This is a genomic window from Mycobacterium heidelbergense (assembly GCF_010730745.1).
Lineage (GTDB): Bacteria > Actinomycetota > Actinomycetes > Mycobacteriales > Mycobacteriaceae > Mycobacterium > Mycobacterium heidelbergense.
In genome coordinates, this window is the sequence record NZ_AP022615.1 from 2723251 (window position 1) to 2746759 (window position 23509).

At 67.0% G+C, this 23509-nt stretch carries 23 protein-coding genes and 1 pseudogene; 10 read left to right on the top strand and 14 right to left on the bottom strand.

The window, feature by feature from the left end:
* The first annotated feature begins 48 nt into the window (after window positions 1-48).
* Window positions 49-1508, top strand: a pseudogene (locus G6N25_RS12850) (sensor histidine kinase).
* Here the strand turns inward: G6N25_RS12850 and G6N25_RS12855 are convergent.
* The 9 genes from G6N25_RS12855 to G6N25_RS12895 all read right to left on the bottom strand — a co-directional run bounded on the left by G6N25_RS12855 (window position 1480) and on the right by G6N25_RS12895 (window position 8657).
* Window positions 1480-1884 (bottom strand): HIT family protein, encoded by a 405-nt coding sequence (locus G6N25_RS12855; protein ID WP_083072303.1) that lies wholly within the window; start codon window positions 1882-1884, stop codon window positions 1480-1482. The pseudogene G6N25_RS12850 and the gene G6N25_RS12855 overlap by 29 nt on opposite strands.
* 37 nt (window positions 1885-1921) lie before the next feature.
* Window positions 1922-2359, bottom strand: a complete 438-nt coding sequence (locus G6N25_RS12860; protein WP_083072302.1) for a ketosteroid isomerase family protein — start codon at window positions 2357-2359, stop codon at window positions 1922-1924.
* Between the two features lie 104 nt (window positions 2360-2463).
* Window positions 2464-3591, bottom strand: a complete 1128-nt coding sequence (locus G6N25_RS12865; RefSeq protein WP_083072301.1) for an NDMA-dependent alcohol dehydrogenase — start codon at window positions 3589-3591, stop codon at window positions 2464-2466.
* Between the two features lie 154 nt (window positions 3592-3745).
* Window positions 3746-4300, bottom strand: a complete 555-nt coding sequence (locus G6N25_RS12870) for a nuclear transport factor 2-like protein (protein WP_083072300.1) — start codon at window positions 4298-4300, stop codon at window positions 3746-3748.
* Window positions 4301-4303: 3 nt separating this feature from the next.
* Complete coding sequence (locus tag G6N25_RS12875; RefSeq protein WP_083072299.1) at window positions 4304-4528, bottom strand: ferredoxin; 225 nt, start codon at window positions 4526-4528, stop codon at window positions 4304-4306.
* 13 nt (window positions 4529-4541) lie between these two features.
* Window positions 4542-5894 (bottom strand): cytochrome P450, encoded by a 1353-nt coding sequence (locus G6N25_RS12880; protein ID WP_083072298.1) that lies wholly within the window; start codon window positions 5892-5894, stop codon window positions 4542-4544.
* A gap of 76 nt (window positions 5895-5970) precedes the next feature.
* Window positions 5971-6795: an SDR family oxidoreductase gene (locus G6N25_RS12885; RefSeq protein WP_083072297.1), complete on the bottom strand. Its 825-nt coding sequence runs from the start codon at window positions 6793-6795 to the stop codon at window positions 5971-5973.
* On the bottom strand, window positions 6796-8022 hold the full coding sequence (locus G6N25_RS12890; protein WP_083072296.1) for a cytochrome P450: 1227 nt from the start codon (window positions 8020-8022) through the stop codon (window positions 6796-6798). It lies immediately after the preceding gene.
* Window positions 8019-8657, bottom strand: a complete 639-nt coding sequence (locus tag G6N25_RS12895) for a TetR/AcrR family transcriptional regulator (protein ID WP_083072295.1) — start codon at window positions 8655-8657, stop codon at window positions 8019-8021. The genes G6N25_RS12890 and G6N25_RS12895 overlap by 4 nt, the downstream gene beginning before the upstream one ends.
* A gap of 211 nt (window positions 8658-8868) precedes the next feature.
* Between G6N25_RS12895 and G6N25_RS12900 the strand changes: the two genes are divergently transcribed.
* The 5 genes from G6N25_RS12900 (at window position 8869) to purD (ending at window position 13779) form a co-directional block, all read left to right on the top strand.
* On the top strand, window positions 8869-10338 hold the full coding sequence (locus G6N25_RS12900; protein WP_083072382.1) for an aldehyde dehydrogenase: 1470 nt from the start codon (window positions 8869-8871) through the stop codon (window positions 10336-10338).
* 30 nt (window positions 10339-10368) lie between these two features.
* A complete protein-coding gene (locus G6N25_RS12905) occupies window positions 10369-11118 on the top strand; it encodes an SDR family oxidoreductase (RefSeq protein WP_083072381.1) in 750 nt (249 codons plus the stop codon).
* Window positions 11115-11972 (top strand): NAD(P)-dependent oxidoreductase, encoded by an 858-nt coding sequence (locus G6N25_RS12910; protein WP_083072294.1) that lies wholly within the window; start codon window positions 11115-11117, stop codon window positions 11970-11972. Before G6N25_RS12905 ends, G6N25_RS12910 begins: the two co-directional genes overlap by 4 nt.
* Window positions 11973-12410: a carboxymuconolactone decarboxylase family protein gene (locus G6N25_RS12915; protein ID WP_083072293.1), complete on the top strand. Its 438-nt coding sequence runs from the start codon at window positions 11973-11975 to the stop codon at window positions 12408-12410.
* Between the two features lie 100 nt (window positions 12411-12510).
* Complete coding sequence (gene purD / locus G6N25_RS12920) at window positions 12511-13779, top strand: phosphoribosylamine--glycine ligase (protein ID WP_083072292.1); 1269 nt, start codon at window positions 12511-12513, stop codon at window positions 13777-13779.
* On the opposite strand, the gene G6N25_RS12925 is transcribed toward purD, so the two are convergent.
* The 4 genes from G6N25_RS12925 to G6N25_RS12940 form a co-directional block, all read right to left on the bottom strand.
* Window positions 13776-14981: an FAD-dependent oxidoreductase gene (locus tag G6N25_RS12925; protein WP_083072291.1), complete on the bottom strand. Its 1206-nt coding sequence runs from the start codon at window positions 14979-14981 to the stop codon at window positions 13776-13778. The genes purD and G6N25_RS12925 overlap by 4 nt on opposite strands.
* Window positions 14982-14985: 4 nt before the next feature.
* On the bottom strand, window positions 14986-15717 hold the full coding sequence (locus tag G6N25_RS12930) for a TetR/AcrR family transcriptional regulator (protein WP_083072290.1): 732 nt from the start codon (window positions 15715-15717) through the stop codon (window positions 14986-14988).
* 105 nt (window positions 15718-15822) lie between these two features.
* A complete protein-coding gene (locus G6N25_RS12935) occupies window positions 15823-17406 on the bottom strand; it encodes a gamma-glutamyltransferase family protein (RefSeq protein ID WP_083072289.1) in 1584 nt (527 codons plus the stop codon).
* A gap of 96 nt (window positions 17407-17502) precedes the next feature.
* On the bottom strand, window positions 17503-18405 hold the full coding sequence (locus G6N25_RS12940; protein ID WP_083072288.1) for an alpha/beta hydrolase-fold protein: 903 nt from the start codon (window positions 18403-18405) through the stop codon (window positions 17503-17505).
* Between the two features lie 61 nt (window positions 18406-18466).
* Here G6N25_RS12940 and G6N25_RS12945 point away from each other — a divergent pair, with 61 nt between their 5' ends.
* The 4 genes from G6N25_RS12945 (at window position 18467) to G6N25_RS12960 (ending at window position 22910) form a co-directional block, all read left to right on the top strand.
* Window positions 18467-19084 carry a TetR/AcrR family transcriptional regulator gene (locus G6N25_RS12945; RefSeq protein WP_083072287.1) on the top strand — a complete coding sequence of 206 codons (618 nt, stop codon included), beginning with the start codon at window positions 18467-18469 and terminating at the stop codon, window positions 19082-19084.
* 156 nt (window positions 19085-19240) lie between these two features.
* The gene (gene purB, locus G6N25_RS12950) at window positions 19241-20659 is read left to right on the top strand and encodes an adenylosuccinate lyase (RefSeq protein ID WP_083072286.1); all 1419 of its coding nucleotides are present in this window, start codon (window positions 19241-19243) and stop codon (window positions 20657-20659) included.
* Window positions 20656-21903, top strand: coding sequence for a cytochrome P450 (locus tag G6N25_RS12955; protein WP_083072285.1), 1248 nt, complete (start codon window positions 20656-20658; stop codon window positions 21901-21903). Before purB ends, G6N25_RS12955 begins: the two co-directional genes overlap by 4 nt.
* The gene (locus G6N25_RS12960) at window positions 21900-22910 is read left to right on the top strand and encodes a tellurite resistance/C4-dicarboxylate transporter family protein (RefSeq protein WP_083072284.1); all 1011 of its coding nucleotides are present in this window, start codon (window positions 21900-21902) and stop codon (window positions 22908-22910) included. Before G6N25_RS12955 ends, G6N25_RS12960 begins: the two co-directional genes overlap by 4 nt.
* On the opposite strand, the gene G6N25_RS12965 is transcribed toward G6N25_RS12960, so the two are convergent.
* Window positions 22875-23495, bottom strand: coding sequence for a hypothetical protein (locus tag G6N25_RS12965; RefSeq protein WP_083072283.1), 621 nt, complete (start codon window positions 23493-23495; stop codon window positions 22875-22877). The two genes, G6N25_RS12960 and G6N25_RS12965, sit on opposite strands and share 36 nt — an antisense overlap.
* Window positions 23496-23509 lie beyond the last annotated feature (14 nt).

A 23509-nucleotide genomic window follows, 5' to 3' on the forward strand; every position in this document is an offset into this window, starting at 1 on the left:
GTTGCCCGGAAAAGCTGAGTTGCCCGGAAAAGTAGCGAGAAGACGAGGATGGCCAAACAGGTTCGACGCGGATTGCCGCTACGGGTAGGCCTCGTGGCCGCCACCCTGATACTGGTGGCCTGTGGTCTGGCGGTTTCGGGGGTCGCCGTCACCTCGATCCTGCGCCACAGTCTGATCAGCCGGATCGATCAGACACTGCTCGACGCCTCCCGCGGCTGGGCACAGGCGCCGCGGCGGCAGTCACCGCCCCCGTACGAAGGCCCCGACCCGGGCCGGCCGCCGTCAAAGTTCTACGTGCGGGGCGTCGGCACCGACGGCACCCCGTTTACCGCCATCAACGACCGCAACGCCGAACCGGCACTGCCGCCGGACAATGACGTGGGCCCCAATCCGACGACGCTGCCCTCGATCAACGGCTCCAACATCCATTGGCGAGCCGTATCGGTGCGCGGCCCACACGGCCTGACAACGGTCGCGATCGACCTGTCCGACGTCCAGCACACCGTCAACTCCCTGGTCTGGCTGCAGATCGGCATCGGGGTGGCCGTGCTGGTCGTCGTCGGGATCGCCAGTTTCGTGGTGGTGCACCGCAGCTTGCGGCCGTTGGGCGAGGTCGAACAAACCGCCGCGGCGATCGCCGCGGGCCAGCTGGATCGCCGGGTTCCCGAACGCGATCCCCGAACCGAGGTCGGCCGACTTTCGTTGGCGCTCAACGGGATGCTCGCCCAAATCCAGCAGGCGTTGGCTTCCTCGGAATCCTCGGCGGAGAAGGCCCGCAGTTCCGAGGAGCGGATGCGACGGTTCATCACCGACGCCAGCCACGAACTGCGCACGCCGCTGACGACCATCCGCGGCTTCGCGGAACTGTATCGCCAGGGCGCCGCGCGCGACGTGTCCATGCTGTTGTCGCGGATCGAAAGCGAAGCCGGCCGGATGGGCCTGCTCGTGGACGACTTGCTGCTGCTGGCCCGGCTGGATGTGCAACGACCGCTCGAACACAACCGGGTGGACCTGCTGGCGCTGGCCAGCGATGCGGTGCACGACGCGCAGGCGATCGACCCCAGGCGCACCACCACGATGGAGGTTCTCGACGGCCCGGGCACCCCGGAGGTGCTCGGTGACGAACCGCGGATTCGGCAGGTGCTGAGCAACCTCGTCGCCAATGCCCTGCAGCACACGCCCGCAAGCGCCGACGTCATCGTTCGGGTCGGCACCGAAGGCGCCGACGCGGTGCTCGAAGTGGCCGACACGGGTCCCGGCATGAGTCAGCAGGACGCGTCGCGGGTGTTCGAGCGGTTCTACCGCACCGACTCGTCGCGGGCGCGGGCCAGCGGTGGGACCGGACTGGGGTTGTCCATCGTCGACTCGTTGGTGCGCGCGCACGGCGGTGCCGTCAGCGTGACGACCGCGCCCGGCGCGGGGTGCTGCTTCCGCGTCACGCTGCCCCGCGTCAGCGACGTCCCGGCGGCCGTCTAAGACTCACGCCAGTTGCGCCAGCGCTGCCTTGATCTTGGCTTGCGCCGCGTCGAGTGATTCCGGCGAGGGATTGCGGTCCACGTTGGCAAAACCGAAGTCGCTCAGGCTGCGGGTGGGGAAGACGTGGACGTGCAGGTGGGGCACTTCGAGACCGGCGATGATCATCCCGGCACGCTCGGTCCTGAACGCCTTGCAGACGGCCCTGCCGATCAGCTGGCTCACCGCCATGACGCGCGCGAACACCGCGCCGTCGACGTCCTGCCATTGATCGATCTCGGCGCGCGGCACCACGAGCGTGTGGCCCTGCGTCATCGGCTCGATCGTCAGGAACGCGACGATGTCGTCGTCCTCGTAGACGAAACGGCCAGGCAGTTCACGGTTGATGATCTTGGTGAAGATCGACGCCATGGCCCCAGCATAGGTTCGGCGGTCAAACGATCCCGCGTCACTCCTCCTTGCCGAACTCCATGGCGTCGAGGTTCCAGTAGCCGCGCATGTTGGTGATCAGGCCCGCGTCGTTGACCTTGTACGTGAACACGCCCCGCACCGTGCTGGTGAACCCGCCCTCAAACTTGCTGTGCAGCACCAGGATATGGGCGATCTCGTCGGGCGAGCTGGACGGGAACGTCTCCTCGCAGGTGATCCTGAGCTGATTGGCCGCGATGTTGGAGTCGAAAAAGGCGCCGACGGCCTCCTTGCCCCGCACCCCGGTGCCGTCCGGATTCGTGACGGACTTGCCGATCGGGTCCTCGATGACGACGTCGTCGGCCATCAGCGCCAGCCAGCCCTCGCGATCATGGGCCTGCACGCACCGCCACGAGGATTGTGACGCGGTCAGCGCCGGGGAGGCCTGAGTCGCCTGAGATTCCGAGGTTTCGGTCATGATTTTCTCCTGTCCCTAGATTGCACACGCGGCGCCGGGCATGGCGGCCCCCCGGCGCCAACAGATGTGGGAAGCCGGCGGCCACCGGCAGACCTATGGTCGGCTTACCGATCGGCGTCCGTGTAGCGGATGACGCCGCGAATGTTCTTGCCCTCCAACATGTCCTGGTAGCCGTCGTTGATCTGCTCGAGCCGGTATTGGCGAGTGATCATGTCGTCCAGGTTGAGCTTGCCCGCCTTGTACATCGACAGCAGTTGCGGGATGTCGTACTGCGGGTTGCCGCCGCCGAAGATGGTGCCCTGCAGGTTCTTCTGCATCAGGGTCAGCATCGCCAGGTTCAGGGTCACGTTGGTGTCGAGCAGGCTGCCGATGGCGGTCAGCACGCAGGTGCCGCCCTTTTGGGTGATGTTGAGGTAGCTGTCGACGTCGGCGCCCTGCAGCTCGCCGACCGTGACCACCACCTTGTGGGCCATCAGGCCGTAGGTGACCTCGGCGATGCCCGCCAGCGCGGCGTTGATGTCGGGGTAGACGTGGGTGGCGCCGAACTTCAGGGCCTGATCGCGCTTCCACTCGATCGGGTCGATCGCGAAGACGTAGCGGGCGCCGGCGTTCACGGCACCCTGCAGCGCCGCCATGCCGACCCCGCCGACACCGACGATGGCCACGTCGTTACCCGGCCGGATGTCGGCGGTGCGGACCGCCGAACCGTAGCCGGTGGTGACGCCGCAACCCACCAGCGCGGCCACCTCGAAGGGCACCGACGGATCGATCTTCACCACCGAGCTGCGGTGCACCACCATGTACGGCGAGAACGTGCCCAGCAGCGTCATGGGGTAGACGTTTTGGCCGCGGGCCTGGACGCGGAACGTGCCGTCGGAAACCGCCGCACCACCCAGCAGGCCGGCCCCCAGGTCGCACAGGTTGCGCAGGCCCGCCTGACATGTCGGACAGGTCCCACAGGACGGGATGAACGACAGCACGACATGATCGCCCGGCGCGATGTCTTCCACGCCCGGCCCAACTTCGGTGACGATGCCCGCGCCCTCGTGCCCGCCGAGCACCGGGAAGCCCGCCATCGGGATGCCGCCGGTGACCAGGTGATGGTCGGAGTGGCACATGCCCGCCGCTTCCATCTGGATCTTGACCTCGTGCGCTTGCGGGTCGCCGATCTCGATGTCCTCGATGGACCACGGCTGGTTGAACTCCCAGATCAGTGCGCCTTTTGTCTTCACGATGGTCCTGACCCCATTTCGCCTTTGAATTGAGACTGCCTGACCCGTCTTGCCTGGCAGCGGTAGTGACGAGTGCCACAGGGCACTCCCGTGGCGTCAGCATAGCGCGTGCCACAAATCAAATGCTTGGTTGGTCCCGCCGCCATTGGCTCGCTCACCAGATCGGGACGGGTGCCTCGCCGAGCGGGTAGTAGCCGGGCAGCTTCTCGCCGGCGAGGCTGCGCTCGATCCGCTTCTGCATGCCGGAGCTGAGATCGCCGGATTCGATCAGCGCCCCGAACATCTTTGCGACGTGACCGAAGTCGAAGAAGTCACGCTGCCACTCGATGAGCTGGTCGCCGTTGAGGCGGAACCAGCTGCCGCCGATCCCGTAGATCTCGCCCCGGGTGCCGTCGGACTTGTTGACGATCTGCTTCCAGAAGCCGACGATCTCGCCCTGCTTCTCGTCGATGAGCACCTTCTGGTACTCGTACACCCAGTTCTCCAGGCCCTCCATTTCCAGGCCGAGGGCGATGTCGCGGATCTCGTCGACGCCGACGCACATCACATCTTCCTTGGGGCCGATGTTCCAGCCGTAGGTGGCGTCTTTGGTGTAGAAATCTGCCAGTGGCCGCCAGTCACCGGCCTTTTCGCAGTCCTTGTTGGCCTGCAGCCAGCGGTCGACCCATGCCTCGAGTTGCTCACGGGAGTGTGACGCCTGTGCATTCATGGGTCAGTCTTCTTTCTCTTTGATGAACAGTGCATGGGTTGGGCACATATCGACCGCGCGCTCGACTTCATCGCGGGCGTCGTCGGGCGGTTCGGGGTCGATGATCTCGACCTTGCCCCGCTTGGGCACCCGAAAGTAGTCCGGCGCCTCCAGTTCGCACATGGCGTGGCCCTGGCACAGATCGAGATCCGCTTCGATTCTGAATCCACCCGAGGTTTCCCGGCCCATGGGCCTCAACTCCTTACGCGCTGCGCTTGCGGTAGCGCACCTTCGCCGGCCTGGCGAGCTGCACCACCATCTTGGAGTGGTCGTTGTGATAGCTATCGGCCGGCTGCGCCATCTCAAAATCGTACTCGCGCAACAGAACCGAGAAGATTGCCTTGATCTGCATCTGCGCGAAAGCGGCGCCGACGCAACGGTGCCGGCCCGCACCGAACGGAATCCAGGTCCACCGGTTGACGATGTCGGCCTGCTCGGGCTTGTTGTAGCGATCGGGCTTGAACGCGTCCGGGTCGGGAAAGTCCTCGGGAATCCGGTTCGAGATCGCGGGGGAGGCCGCGACGTAGTCACCGGCGTGAATCGGGAAGCCCTCAACCTCGAACTCCCCCTTGGCGACCCGCATCAGGATGATCAGCGGGGGATGCAGGCGCAGGGTCTCCTTGACCACGTTGTCCAGCTTCGGAATCGAGCGCAGCGCATGGAAACTCACCTCCTGGCCGTCGGCGTAGAGCTCCTCGAGCTCGGCCAGCACCTCGGCGTAGACATCGGGATGGCGGATCAACTCGATCAGCGTCCACGCCGAGGTCCCCGAACTGGTGTGGTGCCCCGCGAACATCAGCGAGATGAACATCCCGGTGACCTCGTCGGCCGAGAATCGGGGGTTGCCCTCCTCGTCCCTGATCGAGACCAGCACGTCGAGCATGTCGCGGTCGGCCTTGTCCTTCGGCGGATTGGCCAGCCGCTGGTCCATGATCTCCTGCACCAGCGCGACGAGCTTGACGCGCGCCTCGTCGCGAAGACGGAAGCTCTCGATCGGCAGGTACGGGTCGACGTAGCACAAGGGGTCGGTGCCCCGTTCCAGCATGTGGTAGTACTCGGCGAACCGGTGGTCGAGCTGCTCGCGGAACTTCAGCCCGATAAGGCAGGCCGTCGAGGTGTAGATAGTCAGCTCGGCGAAGAAGTCGAGCAGCTCGATCTCGCCCTCCTCGCCCCAGTTGGCGATCATCTTCTTGACTTCGCCCTCGATGGTGGCGGCGTGGCCCTTCATCTGCTCGCCGCGCAGCGCCGAGTTGTGCAGCATCTCCTTGCGCCGCTCGGGGCTGGCGTCAAATACCACGCCCTTGCCGAAGATCGGCGTCATGAACGGGTAGGCCTCGGCCTGGTCGAGATCCTCGTCCGCGGAGCGGAAGAAGAACTCGTTGGCCTCCGCACCGGACAACAGGATGACGTGTTTGTCGACCAGCTGGAACCAGCCGACGTCACCGCACTCCTCGCGGACGCGTTTCATCAAACCGATTGGGTCGGTGCGGAATTCCTCGAGGTGACCGTGCTCCTCCTCGCCGCCGGAAACCCGCGGCACGATGGCAGTGGTCATTTGCTCACTCTCCCCCGCAAGCGGGAGGTGCCCCCACCTCGGCTGGTGCCTCGCGCCGCATCGTCGATTCGCGAAGTCATGACGGCATCCCCTCTTCGCCGAGTGCGAGCTTCTGGCGATCTTTCTTGTCGGCCAACGGGGCTTCGGGCTGAAGCTCCATGTTCGCGATGAAGCCACCGCGCGGTGTCTCGGCGACGAACGTGATGGCTCGTGCCAGGTCCGCCGCCCGCAGGAAGTAGTCGTGGCGGGCCTGGCCCCACTTGGCCCAATCCTCAAGCGCGGGGCCGATCTTCTCGGCCGGCAGGCTCCAGCCCATCGACGTCTTCGTCGGGCCGGGGTGCACGATCGAGGCCCGCACGCCGGTGCCCTCGAGCTCCATCTGGAAGTTGGTGACCATCGCGACCAGCGCGGCCTTGGCCGCGCCGTAGGCGCCCATGTGCGGCCGCTGGCGCAGCGCGACATCGGAACCCACGAAAATCAGGTCGCCACGCTGCCGGTCGAGCATGCCCGGCAGCACCGCGGTGGCCAGCCGGTTGGCGCCGACGAGGTGAATCTGCAGCTGCGACTCGAACTCGTCGGTGGTGATCTCGGCGAGCTTGCCGAAATAGGTGTCGCCCGCACCGGCCACCAGCACCTCGATGTCGCCGAGCGCGTCGACCGACTGTGCGACAAAGGATTTCACCGAGTTCGGGTCGGTGACGTCAAGGTGGAATCCGACCGCCTCACCGCCGTCGGCGTTGATCTTGCCGACGATGTCGTCGAGCTTCTCGACCCGGCGGGCGCCCAGGGCGACCGGGAAGCCGTGCGCGGCGAGCTGGATGGCGGTGGCCTCTCCGATGCCGGAGGAGGCGCCGGCCACGATCGCCGGCCGGCGTTCGGGCAGGGGGTCAAAGCGGGGCATTCAGCGGACCTCCACGCTCATTGGTAGGTGAGCGAATCCGCGGACATTGCTCGAGTGGACGCGGACGGCGTTGGCCTCGTCCACTTCGTAACCGCGGATTCGCTTGAACAGCTCGGTGAGCGCGACCCGGGCTTCCATCCGCGCCAGATGCGCGCCCAGGCAGAAGTGTGCGCCGCTACCGAAACTCAATAGTTTGGGCCCGATCTCGCGCCCGATCAGGTAGTCGTCAGGATTGTCGAAGACCCGCTCATCGCGATGCCCCGAACCGGGCAACAGCAGCAGGACATCGCCCTCGGGAATGGTGGTGTCGTAGAGGGTGAGCTCGCCGGACACGGTGCGCGCGAGGATCTGGCTGGAGGTGTCGTAGCGCAGTGTCTCCTCGACCCACAGCGGCACCCGCGACAGGTCGGCGTAGACCGGTGCCAGCTGATCGGGGTTCTTGTGGCCCCAAAATGCCGCATTCGCAAGGAGTTTGGTGGTGGTCTCGTTCCCGGCGATCACCATGAGGAACATGAAGCCCAGGACTTCCTCGTCGGTGAGCCGGTCGCCGTCGATCTCGGCTTCCAACAGCGCCGAGGTCAGGTCATCCGTCAGTTTCTTGCGCCGCTCGGCCACCATCTCCTGGTAGTAGACGATCAGGTTGAGGGAGGCCTCGATGGCCTCCGGCGGCACGTCGGTGATGCCCTCCTCGCGGTGCATCACGCCGTCGGCCCAGGCCCGGACTCGAACTCGATCCGGCTCGGGGACGCCCATCAGCTCGGAGATCACGTCCATGGGCAGCTTCCCGGCGAACTCGTCGACATAGTCGACATAGTTGCCGGGGCCGTCCTTCGCCTTTTCCAGCATGGCGTCGAGGTGCTGTGTCGCGATCTCGGTGACGCGAGGCTCGAGTTCCCGAATCCGGCGCGGGGTGAAGCCTTTCGAGACCAGCGTCCGCAGCCGCAGATGGGCCGGATCGTCCATCGCCAGAAACGACATCGTCTTGCTGGCGTGCGGGCCGCGCGACGCCGGATCCAGCGAGACGCCGTACTTGTTGGACAGGGTCGTGCTGTTGCGAAATCCCTGCAGCACGTCCTGGTGGCGCGACAGCGCCCAGAACTTCAGCTCCTCATTGCGATACAGCGGAGCCTCGTCACGCAACCGCTTGTAGTACGGGTACGGATCTTCGTGGAAGTCGTAATCGTAGGGATCGAGGACCGGTTCGCGGTCGCGGACATGGACGGTCATTCGGCTCTCGTCTCCTGATTTGTCTCTCCGGTGCCGGTGAGGATGAGCCGCACCACATAGGCCAGCCGGTCGGCGATCTCGCGGTAGCTGAATTCACCGCTGCCGCCCTGAACCAGCGCGCCGAAGAACGACATCTCCAACGCGGACACCGTGGTGGGATCGGCGTTGGGTCCCATCGCGGACGTGATGCGGCGGTGAATTTCCACACCGATCCGGTCGCGCGCGGCACGCACCGCGGGATCGGCGCCGCCGCTGAGCAACGCCGTCGTGCAGGCCGCGCTGACCTCGGGTTCATCAGCGACCACCAAAGCCAGATGGCGCAACACCCGCTCCACCCGGGCGGGCATGGGGTCGTTGACGTCGGTGAAGTAGGGGACCTGCCGCACCAGGTCCAGGTAGACCTCGGCGATCAGGTGATTCTTCGACGAGAAGTACGTGTACGCGGTGGCCGGGGCGACTTTGGCGCGGGCGGCCACCGCGCGCACCGTCAGGTCGGCGTAGGACTTCTCGCGCAGCGTTTCGATGCCGGCCACGAGCACCTTGCGGAAGGTCTCCTCTTGGCGGCGGTTGCGCGGCGGCTGACCGGTCTGCTGCTCGGCTTGGGATGTGATCGTAACCAGTGCATCGCTGGACACATGTCCAGGCTATCGGATAGCTTCGGCACGAGGCAAGCCCGATCCAAGAATCTCCTGTTTAATGCGCTTTTTCTCGACGCAATCGCGCGGCCTTGGCGATCGGCTCTTGCACCGCTGAGGGCGGGGCGGCTATTGTTCGATCGGGCAATATCGGACAACTGTCCACTGGATTGGCATGCTGCGTTTGGCCGCGCAGAGACGGGAGTGGGACATGGCCTTGTTGGCCGATGGCGTTAGCGAACTCTTCATCGACGGCAAGATGTCGGCCGGCAGCGCCGGTACCTTCCCGACCATCAATCCGGCGACCGAAGAGGTACTGGGCGTCGCCGCCAACGCCGACGCCGGGGACATGGACCGCGCCATCGATGCCGCGCGGCGTGCCTTCGACGAAACGGACTGGTCCCGCAACACCGAATTGCGGGTGCGTTGCGTGCGGCAACTGCGCGACGCGATGCGCGAACACATTGAGGAATTACGTGACATCACCATCGCCGAGGCCGGTGCGCCGCGGATGCTCACCTCGGCTGCCCAGCTGGAGGGACCGGTCGGCGACCTGAGCTTTGCGGCCGACACCGCCGAGTCCTACGAGTGGAATCAGGATCTCGGCCAGGCGTCGCCGATGGGCATCCCCACCCGGCGCACCATCGCGCGCGAAGCCGTCGGCGTCGTCGGCGCCATCACCCCGTGGAATTTCCCGCACCAGATCAATCTCGCCAAACTGGGTCCCGCGCTGGCCGCCGGCAACACCGTGGTGTTGAAGCCGGCGCCGGACACCCCGTGGTGTGCGGCGGTGCTCGGGGAAATCATCGCCGAGCACACCGATTTCCCGCCCGGCGTCGTCAACATCGTCACCTCCAACGACCACGGTGTGGGAGCGCTGCTGTCGAAAGACCCCCGGGTGGACATGGTTTCGTTCACCGGCTCGACCGCCACCGGCCGCAGTGTGATGGGCGATGCCGCCGCGACGATCAAGCGGGTGTTCCTGGAGCTGGGGGGCAAGTCGGCGTTCGTCGTGCTCGACGATGCCGACCTGCGCGGGGCGTGCTCGATGTCGGCGTTCACGGCGTCCATGCACGCCGGGCAGGGCTGCGCGATCACGACCAGGCTGGTGGTGCCGCGGGCCCGCTACGACGAGGCCGTCGCCTTCGCGGCGGGCACCATGGGCTCGATCAAGCCCGGCGATCCCAACGACTCCGGAACCGTTTGCGGGCCGGTGATTTCCGCTCGGCAGCGGGATCGGGTGCAGGGCTACCTCGACCTGGCGATCGCCGAGGGCGGGACGTTCGCCTGCGGCGGCGGCCGCCCGGCGGACAAGGACGCCGGCTTCTTCGTCGAGCCCACCGTGATCGCGGGCCTGACCAATGACGCCCGGCCCGCCCGTGAGGAGATCTTCGGGCCGGTGCTCACCGTGATCGCCTACGACGGCGAAGACGACGCGCTGCGCATCGCCAACGACTCGCCATATGGCTTGTCGGGCACCGTGTTCGGTGCCGACCCGGAACGCGCCGCCACGTTCGCCGCGCGGATGAGGGTGGGCACCGTCAATGTCAATGGCGGTGTGTGGTATTCCGCCGATGCGCCGTTCGGCGGATACAAGCAATCCGGCAACGGACGCGAGATGGGACTGGCCGGCTTCGAGGAGTACCTGGAAGTCAAAACCATTGCCACAGCAGTCCAGTGACCGCGCCACGTGGGCGACCGAGAGGAAAACATGCGATTCGAGAATAAAGTCGGCATCGTCACCGGGTCCGGTGGCGGCATCGGACAGGCGTACGCCGAGGCGCTGGCCCGGGAGGGCGCGGCGGTGGTGGTCGCCGATATCAACGCCGAGGCGGCCGAGGCGGTGGCCAAGCAGATCGTGGTGGACGGCGGAACGGCCATCAGCATTCCGGTCGACGTTTCCGATCCCGCGTCGGCCAAGGCGATGGCCGACCGCACGCTGGCCGAATTCGGCGGTATCGACTACCTGGTCAACAACGCCGCCATCTTCGGGGGCATGAAGCTGGACTTCTTGCTCACCGTCGACCCCGAGTACTACAAGAGGTTCATGAGCGTGAACCTCGACGGGGCGCTGTGGTGCACGCGCGCGGTGTACAGGAAGATGGCCAAGCGCGGCGGCGGGGCGATCGTCAACCAGTCGTCCACCGCCGCCTGGCTCTACGCTAACTACTACGGCCTGGCCAAGGTGGGCATCAACGGCCTGACCCAACAGCTCTCGCGTGAACTGGGCGGCCAGAAGATCCGGATCAACGCGATAGCACCCGGCCCCATCGACACCGAGGCCAACCGGACCACCACCCCGAAGGAGATCGTCGACGATATCGTTAGGGGACTGCCGTTGTCGCGCATGGGAACTCCCGAGGATCTGGTCGGCCTGTGCCTGTTCCTGCTGTCCGACGAGGCGTCGTGGATCACCGGGCAGATTTTCAACGTCGACGGCGGGCAGATAATCAGGTCATGACCCACGACGTGAAGCTCGGATACATCGGCCTGGGCAACATGGGTGCGCCCATGGCCAAACGGCTGGTCGACTGGCCCGGCGGGGTAATCGTTTACGACATCCGCGCCGAGGCGATGACACCGCTGGCCGAGGTCGGCGCCACGCTGGCCGACAGCGTCGCCGACGTGGCCGCCGCCGACATCATCAGCGTCACCGTCCTCGACGACGCGCAGGTTCGTGAGGTCGTCGCCGAGCTGGCGGCCAACGCAAAACCCGGCACGATCATCGCGATCCACTCCACCATCAGCGACACAACCGCGGTGGAGCTGGCGGCCCAATTCAAACAGCAAGGCATTCACGTCGTCGACGCGCCGGTCAGTGGGGGCGCCGGTGCCGCCGAGAAGGGCGAGCTCGCCACCATGGTGGGCGCCGAGCGCGAGGTCTACGAGAAGATCAAGCCGGCGTTCAAGCAATGGGCGTCGGTGGTCATTCACGCCGGCGAGCCGGGCGCGGGGACTCGAATGAAGCTGGCCCGCAACATGTTGACGTTCACCTCCTACGCCGCGGCGTGCGAAGCCATGAAGCTGGCCGAGGCCGCCGGGCTGGACCTGCAGGCGCTGGGCCGGGTGGTGCGTCACACCGATGCGCTCACCGGCGGGCCGGGGGCGATCATGGTGCGCGACGACATGAAAGACCTTGAGCCGGAACACTTCCTGTACCAGCCCTTCCTGCACACCCGGGGCCTGGGCGAGAAGGATCTGAGCCTGGCGCTGGCTCTGGGTGAGGCGGTGTCGGTCGAGCTGCCGCTCGCCCGGGCGGCATTCGACCGGCTGGCCGCCGGCCTCGGGGTTCCGCACACACAGAAAGAGGCGTAAATGGACGAGCTGCGCCGCAAGGGCCTCGAGAAGATGAACGAGGTCTACGGCTGGGAGATGCCCAACATCGAGGGCGACGCGTACTTCGACCTGACCGTCGATCACCTGTTCGGCAGCATCTGGACCCGACCGGGGCTGTCGATGCGCGACAAGCGCATCATGACGCTGACGGCGGTGACCGCGGTCGGAAATCGCGACCTGGCCGAGATCCAGATCAACGCCGCACTGCTCAACGGGGAACTCACCGAGACCGAATTGAAGGAAATGGCGGTCTTCCTTACCCACTATCTCGGGTTCCCCCTGGGTTCGGCGCTCAACGGCGCGGTCGAGACCGTCGTGGCCAAGCGCAAGAAGGCCGCGGCAAAGGGCGCCGGGGAGGACAAGAAGGCCAACGTGGACGCCGCGCTGAAGATGCACTCGGGCAAGGCGCGCGACTAAGTTTGCCGAGCAGACGCAGACTCGCATATTTCAGTACCGAGACGTGCGATTCCGCGTCTGCTCGGCATCAGTGCCTGACCGGCCGCTAAAGTGACGTTCCGTGCGCGTCCTGGTGATCGGTTCCGGTGCCCGTGAGCATGCGCTGCTGCTGGCGCTTCGCCGTGACCCGCAGGTCACCGGCCTGGCCGTGGCCCCGGGCAACGCCGGCACCGCCCGCGTGGCCGAGCAGCACGACGTCGACATCACGTCCGGAGAGGACGTCGTCGCCCTGGCGCGCGAGGTCCGGGCGGACTTGGTGGTCATCGGTCCCGAGGTGCCGCTGGTGCTCGGGGTGGCCGACGCCGTGCGCGCCGCCGGCATCGTCTGCTTCGGACCCAGCAAGGACGCCGCCCGCATCGAGGGCTCCAAGGCGTTCGCCAAGGAGGTCATGGCCGCCGCGGGCGTGCGCACCGCGACCAGCGAAACCATCGACAGTCCAGCGCGTTTGGACGCCACCCTGGACCGTTTCGGACCCCCGGCAGGTGACCCGGCCTGGGTGGTGAAAGACGACCGTCTGGCCGCCGGCAAGGGTGTGGTCGTGACCCCCGACCGCGAGGTGGCGCGCGCGCACGCCGCCGGGCTGCTGGAGGCGGGGCACCCGGTGCTGCTGGAGTCTTTCCTCGACGGCCCCGAGGTGTCGCTGTTCTGCATCGTCGACGGCCGCACCGTGGTGCCGCTGCTGCCGGCGCAGGACTTCAAGCGTGTCGGAGACGGTGATACCGGACCCAACACCGGGGGCATGGGCGCCTATGCGCCGCTGCCCTGGTTGCGCGAGGATGTATATCGGGAAATCGTCAGCGGAATCGTCGAACCCGTTGCTGCCGAACTGGTTCAGCGGGGCAGTCCGTTTTCCGGATTGCTGTACGTCGGTCTGGCGATCACCGCGAAAGGGCCCGCGGTGGTCGAATTCAATTGCCGCTTCGGTGATCCCGAGACGCAGGCCGTGCTGGCTCTGCTGGACTCACCGCTCGGCCAGCTGCTCTATGCGGCGGGGTCGGGCACGCTGGCCGAGTTCGGCGAGCTGCGCTGGCGTCCCGGCGCCGCGGTCACCGTGGTGCTGGCGGCGGAAAACTATCCGGGTCGCCCCCGGGTCGGGGACGTCGTCGCCGGCTCCGAAGCAGAGGGGGTGCTGCACGCCGGAACGGCGCGGCGCGATGACGGCGCGATTATCTCGTCGGGAGGTCGGGTGCTGTCGGTGGTGGGCACCGGCGCCGACCTATCCGCCGCGCGCGCCCACGCGTACGACATTATGAGTTCAATCAAGCTGCCCGGTAGCCATTTTCGAAGCGACATCGCCCTGTCGGCGGCGGAGGGCAAGGTCCACGTCTAGACATGCTCGACGGTGCGGATGTGTTCGCGACGGAAACCAAGCCCCATTATCCGGCCCAGTAGCCGTTTGACGGGCGGGGAGTGGCTCAGTAATCGCAACGTCCACAGCGGCGGGGCAGCTTTGCTCAATCGAGCGAGGTTGGCCGTCTGAGCGCCCTGCAGCCGCTGCGCGATCCGTGTCGGGGTCTCGCGACGTTTCTGCACCGCGCGCAGATCGTCGTTACCCACCCGGTCGTTTCGCAACGGTCCGGCAAGTGAATTGGCGGCGGCCACCGCGTCGGCGATGGCATAGTTCACGCCTATCCCGCCGACCGGGGACATCGCGTGTGCGGCATCCCCGATACACAACAATCCCGGCAGCCACCAGCGTCGCAATCCGTTGGCGCGCACGGATAGCAGTTTGACCTGGTCCCAATCGGTCAGCGAGTCGAGGCTGGTGGCTAAAAATGGTGCGGCCGAAGCGATCTTGGATCGGAACTCCGGTAGCCCTGCCGCCTGGACTCGTTCGAAGCCGTCCTTGTCGATGATGGTTCCACACTGCCAGTAGTCGCCACGATCGATCGCGATGATGATCTGGCCGCTACCGAGGTATCCGAGAGTCTCGGGTGCGGAATCAGCACGCGGAAGCCGGAACCAGAGCACGTCGATCGGCATCGGAAACTCGGTGACCGGCAGTCCAGACTGCTCCCGGATTATCGACCATCGTCCGTCGCAGGCGACCGTCACATCGGCGCGAATCTCGACGGGTCGACCCGCGGCCTGGGCGGTGACGCCGACCACCCGATCGTCCTCCCAGAGCAGTCCGGTGACTTCGGTGTTCATCTCGAGTCGGAAGGACGGGTACCGCTTGGCCTTGGCCGCCAGGAAGTTCAGGAAGTCCCACTGCGGTGCCAACACGACGTACTTGCAGGCGGTTGGCAGATGGCGGAAGTCGACGAGATCGAAAGCCTGGCCGTTGAATCCAATGCCCAGCTGTTCCAGCTTGTGGTGCGGGACCTCGTGCAGGAACTCGTCGAGTATTCCGAGCTCATGCATCAGCTCTGTGGTCGATGGATGAACCGTGTCCCCGCGGAAGTCGCGGAGAAAGTCGCCGTGCTTCTCCACCAGGATGGTCGGCACACCCGACCGCGCCAGCAGATAGCCGAGCATTATCCCGGCCGGGCCGCCGCCGGCCACCAGGCACGTCGTCCGCCAACGATCCATGGCTCTACCGCTTTCCGTCCGGCGCGATGGTGGTGCGGTGTAACGCCGCGATCCAGCTCCTCACCGCGCGGGCGTCAACACGGTTCAGCGCGCCGGCCGGCACACCCAGGTACCGCTCGATCGCTTCCATGTGTGCCCCATGGGTGTTCACCATCTCCTTGACGCTCGTTGGCGACGGTGACCGGTGCGGCACGGCCAGCAGCCGCCGGACCATATCGTCTTGGAGCGCCTGGATGATGGCGATGATGATCGCCCCGGCCTGATCGGGATAAGCGGTCGCGAACCGGCCCTCGTCGACCCCCTGACGGACGACCGCGGTCAGCAGGGGCGCTAATCGCTTCGCGCTCTCTCGATCCACCAGCAGCCGAAAGGCGAGGTTATCGGCCGAATACCACACCGGCAGCATCGCCACGAAGAGGTCCTGGCGCTCCGATTTCCAGCGGATGATCTCGCCGAAGAAGGCCTGCAATTTCTTGACGGCCCCCAGTTCGGGATTCTCGACAACCGCTGCAAGAGCCCGCTCGGACTCGCCGACCAGGCGCGTGGTGAGGGCGTCGATCACCGCCGGCTTGGAGTCGAAGTAGTGGTAGAAAGCCCCCTTGGAAATGTGCAGGTCGTCGAGGATGTCTTGGACCGTCAGGCGCTCGTATCCGGTGGACAGGATCAACCGCTGCGCGGCGTCGAGGATTTCGTCACGCCGCGCGGCGTGTTCGGCGATGTTGATCGTCCTGGCCACCGCACCCCATTATTAGACCGACGGTTGGTTTATTTATTGGTAGTCTCGCTCGCCGGCCGCGTCTGGTCAAGGGGTACGGCCAAAGACCGTTGGGCACCTGGAAGTTCAGAAGGCGGCGGCTTGTCCGTCGCGGCGCGGATCGCTCGCCGCAAGATACCCGTCGTCGAGGCGCCAGATCGCCTGGCAGCTGCCGAATTGGTTGTAGTCGTCCACGGTGATCAGGTCGTGTCCGCGCCGCTGCAGCTCGTCGAGGGTCGAGGGCGGGAAACCCCTTTCGCAGCTGACCTGCAGGCCGTGCACCCACCGGAACCGCGGGCCGTCACACGCGGCCTGCGGATTCTGCCCGTGGTCGGCGATGCGCACCATCATCTGCACGTGGCCCTGGGGTTGCATCGTGCCGCCCATCACTCCAAAGCTCATCACCGGGGCGCCGTTCTTGGTGACGAAACCCGGGATGATCGTGTGGTACGGGCGCTTGTTGGGCCCGACCCGGTTCGGATGGCCTTGAGCGACAGCGAAATCCGCGCCCCTGTTCTGTAGCGAAATCCCGGTGCCCGGCACCACCACGCCGGAGCCGAAACCCATGTAGTTGGACTGGATCATCGACACCATCACGCCCGCGGCGTCGGCGGCGGTCAGATAGACGGTGCCGCCCTTCGGTGTGTCCGCGAACGCCGGCTTCGCCCGCTTGGGATCGATCGAGGCCGCGCGCTGCCGCAGGTATTCGCCGTCCAACAAGCGGTGCGGCGCCAGCGCCATGTGGTCGATGTCGGCAACGTGGGCCCGGGCGTCGGCGAACGCCAACTTCACCGCTTCGATCTGCAGATGCACGCTGTCGGCGGAATCGACTGGCAGCGAGGGCATGTCGAAGTGCTCCAGGATGCCCAAAGCGATGAGCGCCACGATCCCCTGGCTGTTGGGCGGTATTTCGTGCACCGTGTATCCGCGGTAGGTGGAGTCGATCGTGCCCACCCAGTCGGCGCGATGAGCGGCGAGGTCATCGGCGCGCATGACCCCGCCGTGGGCCGCCGCGTGCGCCTCGAGCCTGTCGGCCAGCTCGCCGCGGTAAAGCGCCTCGCCGTTGGTCTCGGCGAGCAGTTCCAGCGTGGCCGCGTGATGGGGAAGCCTAAACAGCTCACCGGGTTTGGGTGCCCGCTTGGCGGGCAGGAACGTCTCGGCGAAGCCGGGCTGGTCCTTGAACAGCGGCGCCTGCGCCGCCCATTGCTCGGCGACGGTCGGCGACACCAGAAAGCCGTTGCGGCCATACGCTATCGCGGGCTTGAACAGCGTCGTGAAGGGAAGCTGTCCGAACGTGGCGTGCAGCTCGGCCCACGCCGACACCGCCCCGGGCACGGTCACCGAATTCCAGCCCAGCGCGGGAACGGGGTTGCCGCCGAAGTACTCTGGCGTCCAGCCAGCGGGCGAGCGGCCGGACGCGTTCAGTCCGTGCAATCGCGCGCCGTCCCAGACGATGGCGAACGCGTCCGAGCCGATGCCGTTGGACACCGGCTCGACGATCGTGAGTGTGATGGCGGTGGCGATCGCCGCGTCCACCGCGTTGCCTCCCTCGGCGAGCATTCGCAGGCCGGCTTGCGCGGCAAGCGGCTGCGACGTGCACACAACGTTTTCCGCGAGCACGGGCTTTCGCGGCCAGGCGTAGGGCAAGTTCCAACCGAACGGTGTGGTCACCCCTGCGAGCGTAACGCTGACGCGATTTTTGGCGCGATTTTTCGCCGTGGCGTTTCCCCCTCAATCGGGCGGCGCCCCCACCCGGCGGACCCGAGACTACGCCGTGAGCAGCGGCGCCATCCAGGTCAGCTCGGCCGGTAGCTGCGAGCTCCAGAACTCTGCGTTGTGCCCGCCGGGCGAAAATCCGCCCGCGGGCCTGTTTGGCAGTTGGGCAACGAACTGCTTCGTCGCCGCATAGAACGGGTCGCTGTCACCGCAATCCACGCGAATCGGGATCGACGCCAGCGCCGGCATTCCGAACACCGAGTTCGCCGCGAAGTCGTCGGGCCCGTCGAACGCGCCGGGTGCGGCCGCCCCGGAAGACAGCCACAACGCCGGGCTCACCGCGCAGATCGCCGCGGTGCGTGCGGGTCCCAGCCGGCCGCCGAGCAGCAATGCACCGTAGCCACCCATCGACCAGCCCAAGAACGCCACGCGGGAAGTGTCCAGATTCTGGCCGCCCAGCATCGGGATGAGCTCGTCCAGCACCATGGCCCCGGCGTCCTCGCCGGACGCTCTCTTGTGCCAATAGCTGCCGCCGCCGTCAACGGCGACCACCGCAAACGGCGGCAGACCGGCGTCGACCGCCTGGGCCAGACCCTGCTCGACGCCGCCGGCCATCACGGTCGATGCGTCGCTGCCCTTGCCGTGCAGCGCGATCACCGGTCGCAGCGGCTTGGTCTGGCCCGGCGGACGCGCGATCGCCCAATTGGTCGATATGCCACCGCGGGCAGCCGACACGAAGGAGCCGGTCACCATCGTCGGTGCCGGCTGAGTCGAGGGGGCAGGTTCACCCGGTGCCAACGGCGCCCGGGTGCCGCCCGTCGGCCCGGGCGAGGCGTGCGATGTTCGGGGCTGGAACAGGGCATCGAGGGCGTATCCGCCGACGGCGCCGGCGGCCGCGCTGACACCCAAACCGAGCAGGGTGCGGCGGCTCAGGTCGGGCATGCGGGCCATCATGCCATGGCCGTTTGGCCGAAATGGCAATGCAGTACCACTTTGACTGGCACGATGGCTACTCGTGACTGCAGCAGTTACTCCGAAAGGAGAACGTCGGCGGTATGCGCTCGTGAGCGCGGCCGCCGAGCTGCTTGCCGAAGGCGGGTTCGAATCGGTGCGGCACCGGGCGGTCGCTCGGCGGGCCGGCCTGCCGTTGGCCTCTACTACTTACTACTTTTCGTCTCTCGACGATTTGATCGCGCGGGCCGTCGAGCACATCGCGATGATCGAGGTGGCGCAACTCCGCGCGCGGGTGACCGCCTTGTCCCGGCGGCGCCGGGGGCCCGAGACCACCGCCGAGGTGCTGGCTGACCTGCTGGTGGGGGACCTGTCCGATCCGGCGCTGGCCGAACAGCTGATATCGCGATATGAGCGACATATCGCCTGCACCCGGTTGCCCACGTTGCGCGAGACGATGCGCCGCAGCCTGCGCCAGCGCGCCGAGGCCGTGGCCGAGGCCCTCGAGCGATCCGGCCGATCGGTGCGCATCGAGCTGGTGTGCACGCTGATCTGCGCGGTCGATGGTTCGGTGGTCTCCGCCCTGGTCGAGGGCCGAGATCCCGCCGCCGTCGCGCTGGGGACGGTGGTCGACCTCGTCGACGTGCTCGCGCCCATCGACACGCGACCGGTGCAGATCTGAGCGGTTAGGGGCGGGCCACGGCGACGGTGCCGACCTGTCGCATCCGCCATACTGGCCTCCGCTGCGAAGGGGGTGCCCGCTGTGGCGGCTGTGACGACTGCGATGCCGGGGGAGAGCCGGGCCATCGGGGCACCCCGAACCGTAAGCTGTCTGCTTGTGAGCATTCCGAACGTCCTGGCCGCCCGGTACGCCAGCGCGGAGATGGTCGCGATCTGGTCGCCGGAGGCCAAGGTCGTCGCGGAGCGGCGGCTGTGGCTGGCGGTGCTGCGGGCCCAGGCGGAATTGGGAGCTCACGTTCCCGCGAACGCGATCGCCGACTACGAGCGGGTGCTCGACGACGTCGACCTGGCCTCGATCGCCGCCCGCGAACGGGTGCTGCGCCACGACGTCAAGGCCCGCATCGAGGAATTCAACGCGCTGGCCGGCCACGAGCACGTGCACAAGGGGATGACCAGCCGCGACCTCACCGAGAACGTGGAGCAGCTGCAGATCCGGCGCTCGCTGGAATTGGTTTTCTCGCATGGGGTTGCGGTGGTGGCGCGGCTTGCCGAGCGGGCGGTCGCCTATCGCGACCTGGTGATGGCCGGGCGCAGCCACAACGTCGCCGCGCAGGCCACCACGCTGGGCAAGCGGTTCGCCTCCGCGGCGCAGGAGACGCTGATCGCGTTGACCAGGCTGCGGGAGCTGATCGACCGCTACCCGCTGCGCGGCATCAAGGGTCCGATGGGCACCGCGCAGGACATGCTCGACCTGCTGGGCGGGGACGCGGCCAAGCTGGCCGAGCTCGAGAGGCGCGTGGCTGAATTCTTAGGCTTCTCAACGGTTTTGATCAGCGTCGGGCAGGTCTACCCGCGCTCGCTGGACCACGACGTGATCTCGGCGCTGGTGCAGCTCGGCGCCGGACCGTCGTCGCTGGCCCACACCATCCGGCTGATGGCCGGGCACGAGCTGGTCACCGAGGGATTCACCGAAGGACAGGTCGGCTCGTCGGCGATGCCGCACAAGATGAACACCCGCAGTTGTGAACGCGTCAACGGGCTGCAGGTGGTGCTGCGCGGCTACGCGTCGATGGCCGCCGAGCTGGCGGGCGCGCAGTGGAACGAGGGCGACGTGTTCTGCTCGGTGGTGCGCCGGGTCGCGTTGCCGGACAGCTTCTTTGCCGTCGACGGGCAGATCGAGACGGTCCTGACGGTGCTCGACGAGTTCGGCGCCTACCCGGCGGTGATCGCCCGCGAGCTGGATCGCTACCTGCCGTTCCTGGCGACCACCAAGGTGCTCATCGCCGCGGTGCGCGCCGGCATGGGTCGCGAGGCCGCCCACCATGTGATCCGGGAGCACGCGGTGGCGACGGCGCTGGCCATGCGGGAACGCGGCGCGGAGCCCGACCTGGTGGAGCGGTTGGCCGCCGACGAGCGGCTGCCGCTGGACCGCGCGGCCCTGGACGCCGCGCTGGCCGACAAGAGGGCGTTCACCGGTGCCGCCGGTGACCAGGTCGACGAGGTGGTCGCGATGGTGGAGGAATTGGTGGGCCGCTACCCCGACGCCGCCAAATACACCCCGGGGGCGATCCTGTGACTCTCGCCGGCGCCCTTTCGGGGATCGACTTCACCGATCTGGACAACTTCGCCAACGGATTTCCGCATGACCTGTTCGCCGTCCACCGCCGCGAGGCACCGGTGTACTGGCACCAGCCGACCGACAACACGCCCGACGGGGAGGGTTTCTGGTCCGTCGCCACCTACGCGGAAACCCTTGCAGTGCTGAGGGATCCGGTGACATTCTCCTCGGTCACCGGCGGCGAGCGACCTTTCGGCGGCACGCTGTTGCAGGACCTGGCCATCGCGGGCCAGGTGCTCAACATGATGGACGACCCGCGGCATTCCCAGATCCGGCGACTCGTCAGCTCCGGGCTGACGCCACGGATGATCCGTCGGGTCGAGGACGACCTGCGGTCGCGGACGCGCCGACTGCTGGACGCGGTGGTGCCGGGCGAACCGTTCGACTTCCTCGTCGACATCGCCGCCGAGCTGCCCATGCAGATGATCTGCATCCTGCTCGGAGTTCCCGAATCCGAACGACATTGGCTGTTCGAGGCCATCGAGCCGCAGTTCGACTTCGGCGGCTCCCGCAAGGCGTCCCTGTCGCAGCTTTCGCTAGAGGAGGCCGGGTCACGGATGTACGCCTACGGCCAGGAATTGATCGCGTCGAAGCGCGCTACGCCGACCGATGACATGCTGTCCGTCGTCACCAATGCGATGCTCGATGACGCCGAGGCGCCGGTCTTGTCCGATCTCGAGCTGTACCTGTTCTTCAGCCTGCTGTTCAGCGCCGGCGCGGAGACGACCCGCAACGCGGTCGCCGGTGGGCTGCTGGCGCTGGCCGATCATCCGCGGCAATTGCACGAGCTTCGCCGGGATTTCGACATGCTCCCGACCGCGGTCGAGGAGATGGTGCGGTGGACGTCGCCGTCGCCGTCGAAGCGGCGCACCGCCACGCGCGACGTCACGCTCGGTGGCCAGTCGATCGAGGCGGGACAGAAGGTGCAGATCTGGGAGGGCTCGGCCAACCGCGATGCCGGCGTGTTCGACCGCGCCGACGAGTTCGACATCGCCCGAAAGCCCAACCCGCACCTGGGTTTCGGCCAGGGCGTGCACTACTGCCTCGGCGCCAACCTGGCCCGGTTGGAGCTGCGGGTGCTGTTCGAGGAGCTGCTGTCGCGCTTTTCCGCGGTGCGGGTCGTGCGGCCCGTCGAATGGACCCGCAGCAACCGGCACACCGGCATCAGGCATCTCGTCGTAGAGCTGCTCGAAGGACCGTGACGATCCGGCTCGCCGACGTCGAGCCGTCACCGGATGCGTTCGCCGCGGTGATGGCGACCGGGATCCTGTCCATCGCCGCGCGCGACCATCATTACACCGGAATCAGTGAAACGATGGGCGCTCTCGCATCGACGGGCCTGGTCGTTCTTGTTGCGCTGGTGATCGTTACGCGCCGGCTTTCGCTGTGGGATCTGACGGACCCCGACGTCACGCTGCGATTGTTCACGTTTGTCGCCGCGTGCGCGGTGCTGGACAGTCGGCTGGCGTCGCAGCCGGTGTTGGTGGCGGTGCTGGGTCTAGCAGCATTGGTGTCTTGGCTGCTGCTGATCGCACTCAGCGCGCGCAATATGGCGGCCGGTCCCCGGTCGGTGTTGCGGGACCAAGCACACGGCGCATGGGAGCTGGCCAGCGTCGGCACCTCCGGTCTGGCGATCGTTGTCACCAAGGTTGCCCGGTACACGCCCGCGCACTGGTGGCTCTGGGCGGCCGTGCCGGTCTGGGTGGCGGCGCTGTGCATCTACGGAGCGATGACCTGGCTGATCCTCTGGCGCACGGTGGCCGAGCGGCAGGACCGCGACGGCTTCGAGCCCGACACCTGGATTCTCATGGGCGGTTTGGCCATTGCGACGCTGGCCGGCGACAACATCCACGGCCTGGCTCCCCGTTGGCTGGCCGGGCCGGTGCTCGTCGTCACCGTGGTGACCTGGGTGGTGGCCACGCTGTGGATTCCGCCGCTGATCCACTTCGTCCTGCACCGGATCAGCCGCCGCCCCGAAATGCTGCACTTCGCCGGTGTGTGGTGGGCGTTCGTCTTTCCGCTGGGCATGTATTCGGCGGCCAGTTATGCCATGGCGGCGGAGCTTGGCCAGCGCTCGCTGATCACCGTCTCGCTGGTCTTCTTCTGGGATGCGTTGGCGGCGTGGCTGATCGTGGTCGTCGCCGGGCTGTTGCGCTTGTGGCGCGTCGTGTCGTCAGCCCGCGCGAATCGTGATGCCGGCCGCCCGTAGCTCCAGCGCGGCCAGCGCCCGGACGATCGCGGGATCCTCGCGTCGCCACCCCCCGACCGGATCCGCGCTGATGGCGATCAGTTTGCGCGGCGCCTGGTTCGTCAAGGCCCGCAGCGCCAGCAGCTGTTCGCCGGCCGGGGTCGCGGCAAGGCCGGTGACGGTCCATTTGCGCCGGAAGAACCGCATACGCAGGAACAGCCACGGCGCGCCCACGATGAGGATCGGCACGGCGACGACGGCCAGCGCCAGCAACACCGCGAGCCAGCTCGCCGTGGTGTCGAGGCTGTGTCCGGCGCCCGCGATGTCGAGGGCGGCCTCGCTGGCCGAGGCGAGTGGCTTGCTGACCGCGTCGCCGACCACCGGAATGCGCTGCGCGCCATGGCCTGCCGACGCCAGGTTGCCGGCGATCCCGTTCGCGCCGGTCTCGACCTGCCGGCCGGCGTCGGCGATCGTCGAGATGGCGTCGTAGACGGCCGTGCCGACGAGCAGCCATATCGCCGTCCACACGAAGACGGCGAAATCGCTGAAAAGTTGTGCCAGCAGCCGGCCGGGTCTAGTGGAGTAGGGCAAGAACCGCGATGTCATACCTAAATACCAGC